Consider the following 12558-nt stretch of genomic DNA (forward strand, 5'->3'; position numbering starts at 1 on the left):
GTTGCGAGGAGAAGCGCCGTGATCGAACGTCTGAGCGCCTCGGTGCTGATCGTGGGCGGCGGTCCGTGCGGGCTGATGCTGGCCAACGAGCTTGGCCGCCGCGGCGTGTCCGCAATCCTGGTCGACGAGAAGCCGGGAACGGCCTTCAACCCGCAGGCCAACGCGACGCAGGCGCGGACGATGGAGCATTTCCGCCGGCTCGGCTTCGCCGACGAGGTCCGGCGCGCCGGCCTGCCCGCGGATTACCCGACCGACGTCGCCTATTTCACGCGCTACACGGCGCATGAGCTGGCACGTTTTCAATTGCCGTCCGCAGCACGCGCGACGGAACTGGTGAAGGGTCTGTCCGGCTCGTGGAGCGCAGCAGAGCTGCCGCACCGGGTGTCGCAGAAATTCGTCGAGGCGATCCTGCGTAGGCACGCGGCGCAGCTTGCGGGCATTCAGTTGCGCTACGGACATCGGTTGATCGGCTACGTCGCGGATGACGGCGGCATTGCCGCCGACGTCGAGCGTGTCAGCGACGGCGCGCGCTGCGAGGTCGCGGCTGAATTCCTGATCGGCGCCGACGGTCCGCGCTCCCCGGTACGACAATCGCTCGGGATCTCCTACGGCGGAACGACGGGAATACGGCGCGATTTCATGGGCGGCCGCATGCTCGCGGTCTATCTCCGCTCGCCGGAGTTCTACGCCAGTGTCCCGCATGCGCGGGCCTGGATGTATGTCTGCTTCAATCGAGACCGCCGCGCCTTCATGGCCGCAGTGAACGGACGCGACGAGTTTGCCTTCCACACCCAGCTGCGGCCCGGCGAGGACGAAAGCGCGATCACTGCCGATGATGCTAGGACAGCGTTCCAGCGCGCCTGCGGTGCGCCCATTTCCTGCGAGGTGCTTTCGCACCTCACCTGGACCGCGGGTCATGCGCTGGTCGCCGAGCGCCTGCAGCGCGGCCGGGTCTTCCTTGGCGGCGATGCGGCGCATCTGTTCACGCCGACCGGCGGACTCGGCTACAACACCGCGATCGAGGACGCGGTCAATCTGGGCTGGAAGCTCGCGAGCGTCGTCAAGGGAACGAGCCCCGTCTCGCTGCTCGACAGCTACGAGGCCGAGCGCCGTCCGGTGGCGCTGCGCAACACCGACTACGCGCGCGGCTTTGCGGATTCGCTCGGCCTGTTTGCCGCGGTGCCCGAGATCGAGGACGCGACCGCGGCCGGCGACGAGGCACGGCGCATCGCCAGCGCCTATCTCGATCAGCATGCGCGCGCCGAGTTCAACATCCCCGGCGTCACCTTCGGCGGCCGCTATGATGGCTCACCGATCATCGTCCCCGATGGCACCCGGCCGCCGCCGGATGCGGCCAACGCCTACGTGCGGAGCGCCTGTCCCGGCGGCCGCGCGCCGCACGCCTGGCTGGAGCGAGGTATCTCGCTGTACGACCGCTTCGGCTTCGAATGGACGCTGCTGCGGTGTGAGGGCAGCGACCTCGATGAGGATCAACTACGTGAGGCCATGGGGCCGCTGCGTGCCGACGTCGAGATCGTCACCTTGCCGCGGGCCCTGCGCGATCTCTACGAGGCCGACCTCGCGTTGATCCGTCCCGATCAGATCGTGGCGTGGCGCGGGAGCGCGGCGCAGGCCGGCCTGCTTCGACGCGTGCTGGCTCGGGCGCTCGGAGGGGATGCACGCACTCACTGAGAGCTGTCTGGCGCGGGTCCGATACCGAGAAGTCATCGACGTCGTGCTGCGGGGGCGTGCCGCAGCATTTGGAACCCGCCGCGTAGTTGCGCGCGGACGCATTCTGCAGGGCAGCCACGCGGGGCTTAGGAACGATCGTCGGGCGAGGCTCTTGCCGTCGGGACGATCAGGAGCCAACCCCTCGGAGATCAACGATGAGCAGGATGATCCACAACCATCAGACGAAAGCGATCCGAATTGCCATGGCCGCCTCTGCCGTGACCGTGTTGGTGGCCGGCGGCGCCGTCGCCGCTCCGAAAGGTCAGTCGCCCGCCAAGGATCGGCATTTCATGACCGAGGCGATCGAGGGCGACATGTCCGAGGTGAACATGGGCAAGCTGGCGCAGCAGAAGGGGCAGAGCGATCAGGTCAAGCAGTTCGGGCAGGCCTTGCAGCAGGACCATGGCGAGCATCTGCAGAAGGCGCAGCAGCTTGCGAGCCAGAACGGGATGAAGGTGCCGTCCGAGCCGAGCAAGAAGCAGAAGGCCATCTACAACCGGTTGGAAGGCATGTCCGGCGGTCGGTTCGACCAGGCGTTCGCGCAGGCGATGGTTCGCGATCACCAGGAGGATATCAAGAAGTATCAGAAGCAGGCCGCGGCAAACTCACCGCTGTCGGACTTCGCCCAGCAGACCGTGCCGGTGCTGCAGAAGCACCTCGACATGGCGAAATCATTGGCGAAATGACATGGGCCAGAGCGACCACGATGCCTCAGCTTCGTCCGGGCGTCGTGATCGCCAATGATCGCGCCATCTGAAGAACAAGTTTTGCCGACCACGAGGCCAATGCAACGCTGGCTGAGACGCTGGCGAAGCAGCCTCGCAAGATGGCCGAGCCGGGACCGGCGGAAAATCGCACGTCGGCATTGCGCGTTCGGCATCGGAGTGCCGTCTGCCCGAGCATTGCCCGACCTTCGTCCGGCTGCTAGCGTTCTCCCATGAGGCACGGGCAAGCGATAAGACGATGACTGACGTGATGACCGAATCGGAAAAGGCGCAGCAGATCGTGGCTGCGCTGAGGGCGGCGGAAGCGAGCCCGCCGGAAGCGGCACTGCAGACGTTGAACGGCCTGATGGGCCTCGTCCGCAGCCCGAGCGCGGAGCAGCCGCTCGAGGTGGAGGAGGCGCGCTCCGCGGCCTTCATGTCGATCTGCGAGGTCGGCAAGGCACTGCATCGCGGGCAGCCGACGGAGGCGTTGTGGCCGACGGCGCTGTCGGCCAGCGAGCGCTGGCTGGCGCTTGCCAAGTGAGCAAGGGCGAGTGGGGACGAACCGGGCCGGTGCGGGCCGCATGAGTTGGCGTGCCATGGCGCCAAGCGATCTTGCTGACGTCGATGGGATCGCAGCCCGCGTGCACCCGGACTATCCCGAGGACAAGAGTGTTTTCGCGGAGCGCCTGCGTCTCCACCCTGATGGATGCCGCGTGCTGCGTGGGACCGGCGCCGGCATCGCCGGCTATGTGCTCAGCCATCCCTGGCATCTCGGCCGGCCGCCGGCCTTGAACCGGCTGATCGGAAGCATTCCGTCGGCTGCATCGACCTACTACATCCACGATCTCGCTTTGCTGCCCGGGGTTCGCGGCAGCGGCTCGGCGACCGTGATCGTCGAGGAACTGATCCGACACGCGCGTGCGCTCGGCCTGGAGTCGCTGTCGCTGATCGCCGTCAACGGCTCGACGCCATTCTGGGAGAGGCAAGGATTTGCGGTCGACAAGGCAGCCGCCGCGGATCCGACCGGCAGCTATGGCAGCGACGCGAACCTGATGATCCTGCGGCTCGCCTGAATTGCGCGCGCGTCTTTCGCGGCGGGGGGTACAATGCGTAGCGGCCCGGCGATGGGCCGGGCCGCTCGCTGTTCTTGACGTGCTCTATTCCGGCATCGACATCGGCCGCCGCCACATGTCGCGCCGCCGGCTGAAGCGGTTGGCGTGCAGCATCCATCCGGTGACAGGCTTGCCGTCGCGGTGACGGCCACCGCTCTCCGCAGCCGCCCAGGCGGCGACGGCGCCGAGCAGCAGCGCGGTGGCCACCGAGAACGCCAGGATGACGGTGCCGGCGCGCGTGCGCGAGATCGCGGTCTTGGCTTCTGCGATCACGCTGTCCACCCGCCGCTCGGCATCGGGAGCAGCGAGACCGGTCGTGCCGCTGACGAGCTGCACGAGATAGCTGCGATCCTCCGGGCTGACGCCATTGTGGCTCGACGCCGTGAGCAGGATGCGGCCGGCCTCGCCGCGTGCGGGGGCGAGATCCGGGCTGGGTGCTCGCCGGGGCGCGCGGAACAGATGGTCGAGCTCATAGCTCAGGATCGATGGTTCATTGGCCGTCGCCGGCGCAGTCAGCGGATTGGTCCGCGTCGCCGCGGACGCGCCGAGCACGGCCAGGGTAGCGCCGAGCACGACTGCCAGCGCCCAGGCTGAGACGCCATGCAGGCCGTCGCGCTTTTCGATCTCTTCGCTTTCGGCAAGCCCGTGCGTTGCGCGCAAGCGACCCGCCATGTAGCCGCCGCAGCCGAAGCTGATCAGCGCCTGCAGCACCAGATAGAGGCCGGACAGGAGCCAGAGCGCCACCGAGGCGTCGCGCCATGTCGGCGCGCTGGAGCTGACACCGAGGCCGACCGACATGGCAAAGCTGATCAGGATCGAAGAGACCGCGGCGGCGGTTAGGGCTCCTGCAACGACCGGCGTCCATTGCAGGGTCCAGCTATCGGCCGTCGCGCTTGAAAGGGGTGATGTGACGACCGGCGCAGTTTCCATGGCCATGATGTCGTCTCAGCGCAGACCGAAGAACGACAGAACGGCCATGATGACCACGATCAATCCCACGAGATAAATCAGTCCGTCCATGATGGTCCTCCTCCGGTTCGACATTGGTCGCCGTATAAGCAACAGCGAGGCGCAATGTTCCGTGCACGTATCAGCGGAGGAGGAGAGAACGCGTGGCCGCCGGCCTCAGATGGGACTTGCCGCAACAGCTAACGGATCATGAGCCAAAGGATCATGGTGCCGTTGCGCGATGCAATAGAGCAGGGCCAGGGGGCGTGGCGGCCAGAGATGTCGCCGCCAGCCATGTTTCAATTGTTGCCAGGTTTGGATGGATCGCGCGGCTCATTCCCCGCGCGAGGGCTGACGCAATGACCCGCAGTCAATAGCGCGGGTCGTAGCCGCGCTGCCGGGCATAGGCGTAAGCGGGGTTGATGCCGCAGCCCGCATCGGTCCCCGAGGCCGCCGCCTGGCACTGACGATAGGTGGAGAACTGACAGTTGCCCGGATAGCCCCACATCCTGCCCTGCAGGCAGAAGCGGTCTTGCGCGGCGGAAGCTGGTGAGATCGCGGCGAAGCTCGCGAGGACGGCGGTGGCAGACAGCGAGGCAAATAACAGGCGGCGCATGCGTTTATCCTTGCGTTGAAAAGTACCGTTGCAACGCGAGGGGGCGCAGGCCCGTTCCTCGCGCAACATCAACTGTTTTGTGTCGGCGGCGCTGCGACGCGTTCACAGGCCGACGAAATTGTCTGCATGTTGGCGCTTGCCCGAGTTGGCCTTTTGAAGATCGGAGGAGCCCACCGTTGCGGAGCTTGGCAACGCGCGTCATGGCGTGATGCCGGAACATTCGTCCACCGCTCCGGTTGCTTTTGGCCGCTGGTGATGGACCGATCCCATGTTTCGCCGATCCAAGACGTCAGACGCCGCACATCGCGACTCTTCGAGCGTTTTCGCGAGCCGCCCGCGCGCACCTGGCACCGGCGGGATGCTGGCTCTGCTCGGGTTCGCGTTCCTGATCCACTATTTCGATCAGCGGCCCGAACAGACGGAAGGCTCGGGAGGCGCGCGCCGGTCCGGCGCTGGACACGGCCGGCTGGCGCGTTCGCCCGCGGAGCTTCCCGCGCGCGGCTGGAAGGACGTCCTGTTCCGGGTCTATGAAAACGTCACCGAGCACAGGATCGTCGCGCTCGCCGCAGGCATGACGTTCTACACCCTGCTGGCGATCTTTCCGGCGCTGGCCGCGTTGGTGGCAATCTACGGCCTGTTCTCCGATCCGGCCAAAATCACCGGACATCTGGAACAGTTGCAGGGCGTGATGCCCGGCGGCGCCATCGACATCGCGCGCGACCAGTTGACGCGCGTCTCTGCCAACGGTCGTCAGGCGCTCGGCATCACCTTCCTCGTCAGCCTGGCGATCTCGCTGTGGAGCGCCAATGCGGCGATGAAGTCGCTGTTCGACACGCTCAACATCGTCTATCGCGAGCCCGAGAGGCGCGGCTTCATCAAGCTGAACGCGATTTCGCTGCTGTTCACCGGCGGCGCGATCCTGTTCGCGCTGCTTGCGATCGGCGCCGTCGTCGTGCTCCCGGTGCTGCTGAACTATCTCGGCATGTCCGGGGCCGGCGACCTGGCGCTGCGGATCGGCCGCTGGCCGGCGATCTTCATCTGCGTCGCGCTCGGACTGGCCCTGATCTATCGCTACGGGCCGGACCGCGAGGAGCCCAGATGGCGCTGGATCAGTTGGGGCAGCGCGCTGGCGGCGGCGCTGTGGCTCGCGGGCTCGGCGCTGTTTTCCTGGTATGCGGCGAATTTCGGCAGCTTCAACGCGACCTACGGCTCGCTCGGCGCCGCCATCGGCTTCATGACCTGGATCTGGATCTCCGCCATCGTGATCCTGATTGGTGCCGAGCTCGATGCCGAATTGGAGCATCAGACCCTGCGCGACACCACCACCGGCGCCGCACAGCCACTTGGCACGCGCGGCGCCACGATGGCTGACACGGTGGGCCGTGGGAGCTGATCTGCCGTCGGTTGAGAATGCAGGTGCGATCGGCTCGGCCGTGCGAGATGCCGCACGGGGATCGCAACGCACGGGGCCCGCGCCACGGCGACCTCGTGGAACCGCCCGCCTGAGACGGAACCGGGGAACCCGAGGCGGATCCGCCGTGTTCCTATCGGGTCGTCGCGAAGCCCCGAATTGTCGGGTTCGCTGCGGCGTCGTCTCGATTGTCACGACGGAGCTTATGCATGACGGAGCAGCCTGTTCGCGGAAGCGACGAGGGTGGGCCCAGGGATCTGCCGCGCATTTCCACCGGAAGTGAAGGCCTCGACGACATTCTCGGCGGCGGCTTCGATCCCAATCGCCTGTATCTGTATGAAGGCCGTCCCGGCACAGGGAAGACCACCATCGCGCTGCAGTTCCTGCTCAAGGGCGCAAGTTGTGGCGAGCGCGTGCTGTACATCACGCTGTCGGAAACCCGGCGCGAGCTGGAGGTCGTGGCGCGGCGCCATGGCTGGTCGCTTGCCGGCGTCGACATGTTCGAGCTGGTGCCGCCGGAAACGACGCTCGACCCGGAGCGCGAGCTCACCGTGTTCCATCCGGCGGAGGTGGAGCTCAGCGAGACCACCGGTCTGATGTTCAACGAGGTCGAGCGCATCAATCCCAGCCGTGTTGTGATCGACAGCCTGTCGGAGCTCCGGCTGCTGGCCCAGAGCCCGCTGCGCTATCGCCGCCAGGTACTCGCGCTGAAGCACTTCTTCACCAAGCGCAACTGCACCGTCGTCCTGCTCGACGACCTGTCATCCTCGCAGGACGACCTGCAGCTCCACTCGGTCGCGCATGGTGTCGTGATGCTGGAGCAGCTCGCGATCGAATATGGCGCGGAGCGCCGCCGGTTGCGCGTGATCAAGATGCGCGGCATCTCGTTCCGGGGCGGCTTCCATGATTTCACGATCGCCTCGGGCGGGCTCAGGATCTTTCCGCGCCTGGTCGCCGCGGAGCATCACCGATCCTTTGCCGGCGATTTCACCTCGAGCGGCAACGCCGAGCTCGATCAGCTCCTGGGCGGCGGGCTGGAGCGCGGCACCAATGCGCTTCTCATCGGTGGGGCCGGTGTCGGCAAATCCTCGGTGGCGCTGATCTACGCCATCGCGGCGGCCCAGCGCGGCGAGCACGCGGTCTTCTTCGCATTCGACGAGGGCCGCGGCACCGTGGAAGCCCGTGCCCGGACGCTCGGCCTGCCGCTCGAACGCCATATCGAATCCGGGCGCATCCATTTCCAGCAGGTCGACCCGGCCGAGCTGTCGCCGGGCGAATTCGGCGCCATCGTTCGGCAGAGCGTCGAGCAGGACGGCGCCCGCCTGATCGTCATCGACAGTCTCAACGGCTATCTCAACGCGATGCCCGACGAGCGCTTTCTCATCCTGCAGATGCATGAGCTGCTGACCTATCTCGGCCAGCAGGGTGTGCTGACCATCCTCGTGCTCGCGCAGCACGGTCTGGTCGGGCCGATGGATACGCCGCTGGACATCAGCTATCTCAGCGATGCCGTGCTGATGCTGCGCTATTTCGAGGTGGGAGGGGCGGTGCGACGCGCATTGTCGGTGGTCAAGAAGCGCAGCGGTCACCACGAGCACAGCATCCGCGAGTTTCGCCTGAGCAGCTCCGGCATCACCCTCGGCCCGCCGCTCAGGGAATTCAGCGGAATATTTTCCGGCAATCCGCGCTTCACCGGAACGGATATCCCCGACATGGACGTGCGGGATGGGCATTGAGCGAGATCACCGCGTCCTCGTCTTCGCGCCGATCGGGCGGGACGGGCCGGCATCGGCAGAGCTGCTCCGCAGTGCAAGAATCGAGACGACCGTCTGCTCTGACCTCACGCAGCTGCTCGGTGAGTTGAGCGCGGGCGTGGGCACGGTCTTCGTTGCCGAGGAAGGGTTGTTCGCAAAGGACACCGCCGCCCTCACGCAATGGGTCGAGCGGCAGCCGGCCTGGTCCGATTTGCCCTTCATCGTGCTCACGAGTCACCGCGAGCAGAGTGCCGTCGTCACGTGGCGGCGCAATCTGGTAAGCGCGCTGCGCAATGTCTCGCTGCTCGAACGGCCGATCCAGCCGATCACGCTCACCAGCGCCGTTCAGTCCGCGCTGCGGGCGCGACGTCGTCAATACCAGATTCGCGCTCTCATCCAGGCGCGCGAGCAGGCGGCGCAGCAGCTCGAGCAACTCGTCGTCGAGCGGACGCGGGCGCTCGCGGAATCGAACGAGCATCTTCGCATCGAGATGGCCGAGCGCGCGCGGGTCGAGGAGACCCTGCGCCAGACGCAGAAGATCGAGGCCATCGGCCGGCTGACCGGCGGCGTCGCGCACGACTTCAACAATCTGCTGATGGTGATCTCCGGCGGGCTCGACATGCTCGACCGCCAGAGCGATCCGGCGCGGCGTCGCCGCCTGATGGACGGCATGATCCAGGCGGCGCAGCGCGGCGCCAGCCTGACCCGTCAGTTGCTCGCGTTCTCGCGCCGGCAGGAGCTGCGGCCCGAGCCGGTCGACATCGCCCGCCAGATCGGCGGCATGCGCGAGCTGCTTGACCGCAGCCTGCGCGGCGACGTGCACGTCGAGTTCGATTTCCCCGAGGCGCTCTGGCCAGTCGAGGTCGACCCCGGCGAGCTCGAGCTCGTCGTGCTGAATCTCGCCGTCAACGCTCGCGACGCGATGCCGACCGGCGGCACGATCGTGGTTCGGGCCGAGAACCTCCGCAATGTGCAAGACGATCAGATCGCCGGCGACTACGTCCGCCTGTCGGTGATCGACACCGGCACCGGCATGACGGAGGAGGTTCGCGTCCGGGTGTTCGAGCCGTTCTTCACGACCAAGGACGTCGGCAAAGGGTCCGGCCTCGGGCTGGCCCAGGTCTATGGATTCGTCACCCAGTCACGCGGCACCGTCCGCATCGACTCGGAGCCGGGCAAGGGGACGACGATTGCGCTCTACCTTCCGAGGTCCGAGCACGCGGCGTCCAGGGAGCCGCACCATCTGATCGATCTGCAGCGGCCCCAGGCCCGCCAGCGCAACGAAGGCCGCGTGCTGCTGGTCGAGGATGACGATGAGGTCGCTGCGCTCGTCGGCGAGATGCTCCGCCAGCTCGGCTATGAGGTGACCCGCGCCTCCAGCGCGGCCGCGGCGCTCGGTGCGCTGGCCGACGGACGAGCCGTCGATCTCGTGTTCTCCGACGTCATGATGCCGGGGGGCATGAACGGTGTCGAGCTGGCGCGCGAGATTCAGAAACGGCGCGGCGACATGCCGATCCTGTTGACCAGCGGCTATTCGGGCGCTGCCGTTCACGCCGCCAAGGAGGCGGGCGTCCGCATCCTGTCGAAGCCATATCGCATCGACGAACTGGCGACCGCACTCGATGCGGTGAAGATGGACCACGTCTGGTCGCAGGCGCGCATCTCGTGATGCGGGGGGCTGATGGTGAGCTGCTGATAGCGAGCTGCGGTCTCGGACCTCTCCGGTTCGCGATCAACCGCGCTCGATCAGCACCGAAACCGTGACATGCCCGACCTCGCCGTCATCGGAGCTGACCTTGAGGCTGACGTTCGTGGAGGAGGGATCGAGCCGGTCGCGTGCGATTGCAAGCGCGGTGTCCGCCGTCTGCATCAGCACCGTCTCGACATCATCGAAATCGACGCCATCGCCGCGCATTTCGCCAGGACTTGTCACATAGAAGCGCATCTCGTTCGTCCTGATCTGCCGTCACCCGAAGGCGGGAGCCGTCGATCTGGTGGAGATATGCGGGATCGAACCCTCCAGCAGCCACGACCATCTCAAAATCGAACATTGTGACAAGGTTCCTGCGGATGTCCGGAACACCCTGAACGCGGAACTCCTGAAGCACCCGCTTCACATGCACCGTGCTGAGACGGAGGGCTTCGGCGAGCGCAGGCTCGTAATCGGGAACTGATACTCGTTGTCGGCGACAAGACCGACCTCCGCCAGGCGTTGTCGCAGCTCAGCGACGAGATGCGCCACGCGTGCCGCTGCCGAGCCAAAGCCGAGGTGCCGCGGTGTCGATGGTGTTCAGCTCGTGCCGTCGCAACCGGCGGGTCAGGATCGTCATGGGATGCCTGACCCGCTCGCGATGGCGAAGCTCAAGACCATCGGCTTGAGGCAGGGTCTGCAGGACCGGAGGCGATCATCGAAAACGGCCGAATGCGAGGTCTGTTCCTCGCGGATCAGTTTTTTGCCGGCAGCCAGCCGCGACCGAACCGGTGCTCACCGCCGGTCGTCCATCCAATTGACAGATCCGCAGGCGGTACAATTGAACAGACGCGCCGCTTCGCCGGTTCGTGGGTTCAGGATGCTCTGAACCGCGCGCGCCGGTTGTCCGCAGCCGCGGCAGCGCGCCGGCTCGGTCCGACCGCTGTGGGAGTCACTGCTCTGATCCGACACGTCTGCCATGGCTGCCCCGAAACGGACGAGAGCGGGCGGTGGATCAGGTCGACCGCGCACGCCGGTCTGAGATGGGAGTGGGGGCGCCCGACGCTGGCCTTTTCTGGTCGATCCGCGGTTCCCCGCACCCGGCCGCGCTGCGATGACCCGCCGAGAAAATAGATGGCGTCGGTGTCGGGCCGCCGAGCCTTGCATCGTCCTCTGCGAAGGACACGGAGGACTCCAGACATGACCCCCAGAATAGTCACCGCGGACGAATGGACCGAAGCGCATCGCGCCCACCTCGCCCAGGAGAAGGCCTTCATCAGGCAGCGCGATGCGCTGGCTGCCGCCCGCCGGGCGCTGCCGTGGGTCCGGGTCGTGAAGCACTATGTCTTCCAGGCGGCGGACGGACCCGTCAGCCTGGGCGACCTGTTTCAGGGACGGAGCCAGCTGATCGTCTATCATTTCATGATGGCGCCGGGCGATCCGCACCGCTGTCCCGGCTGCTCGTTTCTGTGCGACCACATCGACGGCGCCAACCAGCACCTCCGGCACCACGATGTCAGCCTGGTCGTCGTGTCGCGTGCGCCGCTCGCCGAGATCGCGCCGTTCAAGGCGCGCATGGGCTGGGCGTTCGACTGGGTGTCATCCGAGGGCAGTGATTTCAACTTCGACTTTCAGGTCTCGTTCTCGGACGAGCAGATCGCGACGGGCAAGGCCGCCTACAATTTCGCACCCCTGACGAGCAGGTCGCCCGAGCTCCCGGGCCTGACCGTGTTCACCAAGGACGACGCCGGCAATATCTTCTGCACGTTCCAGGTCCGCTCCCGCGGCGGCGATCCCCTGATCGGCGCCTATCACTATCTCGATCTCACGCCCAAGGGCCGCAACGAGACCGGCCGCGGAAATCTCTCCGATTGGGTGCGCCTGCACGATGAATATGAGGAAAGCGGCGCGCGAGACTGTCATTGCGGCCAGTAGATCGAAACGAGTAGGGCGGATCAGCGTAGCGTGATCCGCCGCGCCGTCAGTGCCGCCATGCGGACACAGGAAATCGTGAAGGGTCCTTATAGGATCGATGCCCGGTCGGCGGACTTGTCGCGCGTGATGCCGCATTCGAGGAGGCTTCCATGCGCCGAGCCATGTTGCGACTGACGATATCAGCCCTGGTTTTTGCCTGCGGCACCGCCGCCGCGCTGGCGCAAAGCCAGACCACGCCGGATCAGCAGAAGATGCCGCCTGCGATGGCCCCGGGAACCGGCTCGCCGATGGGCGGCATGATGGGCGGCGGTATGATGGGGCATATGCCCGGCCCGATGGGACGCGGCGGGATGGGCGGCGGCGTCATGGGCCCGGCATTGATGCGCATGGTGTTCGCACTTGTCGACACCGACGGCGACGGCACGATCTCGCTGCAGGAATTCCAGGCGGCGCATGAGCGCATCTTCAAGGCCATGGACAGCAACAAGGACGGCAAGTTGACCCCGGAAGAGATGCAGGCGTTCATGCACGGGCCGCAATGACCGGCGTCGAACCGGCGTGATGGCCGGGCCTGCGCCGGCGCGAGTCCGGCAAGTGCGGCCATTTCGCTGATCTCGATCAAGTGCCCGCCGCACGGACGCGCAACAGTGCCGC

The 12558-nt window shown here is 66.4% G+C and carries 12 protein-coding genes; 9 read left to right on the forward strand and 3 right to left on the reverse strand.

The window, feature by feature from the left end:
• Window positions 1-18: 18 nt before the first annotated feature.
• The 4 genes from QX073_RS25605 to QX073_RS25620 all read left to right on the forward strand — a co-directional run bounded on the left by QX073_RS25605 (window position 19) and on the right by QX073_RS25620 (window position 3511).
• Window positions 19-1692 carry an FAD-dependent oxidoreductase gene (locus QX073_RS25605; RefSeq protein ID WP_316226585.1) on the forward strand — a complete coding sequence of 558 codons (1674 nt, stop codon included), beginning with the start codon at window positions 19-21 and terminating at the stop codon, window positions 1690-1692.
• Between the two features lie 194 nt (window positions 1693-1886).
• A complete protein-coding gene (locus QX073_RS25610) occupies window positions 1887-2417 on the forward strand; it encodes a DUF4142 domain-containing protein (RefSeq protein WP_410052392.1) in 531 nt (176 codons plus the stop codon).
• Between the two features lie 289 nt (window positions 2418-2706).
• Window positions 2707-2979 (forward strand): hypothetical protein, encoded by a 273-nt coding sequence (locus QX073_RS25615; protein WP_315715796.1) that lies wholly within the window; start codon window positions 2707-2709, stop codon window positions 2977-2979.
• A gap of 55 nt (window positions 2980-3034) precedes the next feature.
• The gene (locus QX073_RS25620) at window positions 3035-3511 is read left to right on the forward strand and encodes a GNAT family N-acetyltransferase (RefSeq protein WP_316226655.1); all 477 of its coding nucleotides are present in this window, start codon (window positions 3035-3037) and stop codon (window positions 3509-3511) included.
• 84 nt (window positions 3512-3595) lie between these two features.
• Here QX073_RS25620 and QX073_RS25625 read toward each other — a convergent pair whose 3' ends face one another.
• A complete protein-coding gene (locus QX073_RS25625) occupies window positions 3596-4486 on the reverse strand; it encodes a hypothetical protein (RefSeq protein WP_316226586.1) in 891 nt (296 codons plus the stop codon).
• A 382-nt stretch (window positions 4487-4868) separates the two neighbouring features.
• Window positions 4869-5114, reverse strand: a complete 246-nt coding sequence (locus tag QX073_RS25630; RefSeq protein ID WP_315715474.1) for a DUF3551 domain-containing protein — start codon at window positions 5112-5114, stop codon at window positions 4869-4871.
• Window positions 5115-5472: 358 nt separating this feature from the next.
• Here QX073_RS25630 and QX073_RS25635 point away from each other — a divergent pair, with 358 nt between their 5' ends.
• The 3 genes from QX073_RS25635 to QX073_RS25645 all read left to right on the forward strand — a co-directional run bounded on the left by QX073_RS25635 (window position 5473) and on the right by QX073_RS25645 (window position 9948).
• On the forward strand, window positions 5473-6507 hold the full coding sequence (locus tag QX073_RS25635) for a YihY/virulence factor BrkB family protein (RefSeq protein ID WP_316226587.1): 1035 nt from the start codon (window positions 5473-5475) through the stop codon (window positions 6505-6507).
• Window positions 6508-6734: 227 nt separating this feature from the next.
• Window positions 6735-8261 (forward strand): ATPase domain-containing protein, encoded by a 1527-nt coding sequence (locus QX073_RS25640; RefSeq protein ID WP_315752100.1) that lies wholly within the window; start codon window positions 6735-6737, stop codon window positions 8259-8261.
• Entirely contained in the window at window positions 8251-9948 is a 1698-nt protein-coding gene (locus tag QX073_RS25645; protein WP_315828054.1) for a response regulator, read from the forward strand. Before QX073_RS25640 ends, QX073_RS25645 begins: the two co-directional genes overlap by 11 nt.
• 63 nt (window positions 9949-10011) lie before the next feature.
• Here QX073_RS25645 and QX073_RS25650 read toward each other — a convergent pair whose 3' ends face one another.
• On the reverse strand, window positions 10012-10224 hold the full coding sequence (locus QX073_RS25650; protein WP_316164226.1) for a hypothetical protein: 213 nt from the start codon (window positions 10222-10224) through the stop codon (window positions 10012-10014).
• A 945-nt stretch (window positions 10225-11169) separates the two neighbouring features.
• On the opposite strand from QX073_RS25650, the gene QX073_RS25655 reads away from it, so the two are divergent.
• Both QX073_RS25655 and QX073_RS25660 read left to right on the forward strand, forming a co-directional pair.
• A complete protein-coding gene (locus tag QX073_RS25655) occupies window positions 11170-11904 on the forward strand; it encodes a thioredoxin family protein (protein WP_316226588.1) in 735 nt (244 codons plus the stop codon).
• A 149-nt stretch (window positions 11905-12053) separates the two neighbouring features.
• Window positions 12054-12446, forward strand: coding sequence for an EF-hand domain-containing protein (locus tag QX073_RS25660; protein WP_316174768.1), 393 nt, complete (start codon window positions 12054-12056; stop codon window positions 12444-12446).
• Window positions 12447-12558: the final 112 nt, after the last annotated feature.

Source organism: Bradyrhizobium sp. SZCCHNS3052, from assembly GCF_032484495.1.
GTDB lineage: Bacteria > Pseudomonadota > Alphaproteobacteria > Rhizobiales > Xanthobacteraceae > Bradyrhizobium.

Bases quoted from the DNA above. Each gene is read 5' to 3' on its own strand.
- QX073_RS25610 (WP_410052392.1), top strand. From the start codon at position 1,887: ATGAGCAGGATGATCCACAACCATCAGACGAAAGCGATCCGAATTGCC.
- QX073_RS25615 (WP_315715796.1), top strand. From the start codon at position 2,707: ATGACCGAATCGGAAAAGGCGCAGCAGATCGTGGCTGCGCTGAGGGCG.
- QX073_RS25620 (WP_316226655.1), top strand. From the start codon at position 3,035: ATGGCGCCAAGCGATCTTGCTGACGTCGATGGGATCGCAGCCCGCGTG.
- QX073_RS25625 (WP_316226586.1), bottom strand. From the start codon at position 4,486: ATGGCCATGGAAACTGCGCCGGTCGTCACATCACCCCTTTCAAGCGCG.
- QX073_RS25630 (WP_315715474.1), bottom strand. From the start codon at position 5,114: ATGCGCCGCCTGTTATTTGCCTCGCTGTCTGCCACCGCCGTCCTCGCG.
- QX073_RS25635 (WP_316226587.1), top strand. From the start codon at position 5,473: ATGCTGGCTCTGCTCGGGTTCGCGTTCCTGATCCACTATTTCGATCAG.
- QX073_RS25640 (WP_315752100.1), top strand. From the start codon at position 6,735: ATGACGGAGCAGCCTGTTCGCGGAAGCGACGAGGGTGGGCCCAGGGAT.
- QX073_RS25645 (WP_315828054.1), top strand. From the start codon at position 8,251: ATGGGCATTGAGCGAGATCACCGCGTCCTCGTCTTCGCGCCGATCGGG.
- QX073_RS25650 (WP_316164226.1), bottom strand. From the start codon at position 10,224: ATGCGCTTCTATGTGACAAGTCCTGGCGAAATGCGCGGCGATGGCGTC.
- QX073_RS25655 (WP_316226588.1), top strand. From the start codon at position 11,170: ATGACCCCCAGAATAGTCACCGCGGACGAATGGACCGAAGCGCATCGC.
- QX073_RS25660 (WP_316174768.1), top strand. From the start codon at position 12,054: ATGCGCCGAGCCATGTTGCGACTGACGATATCAGCCCTGGTTTTTGCC.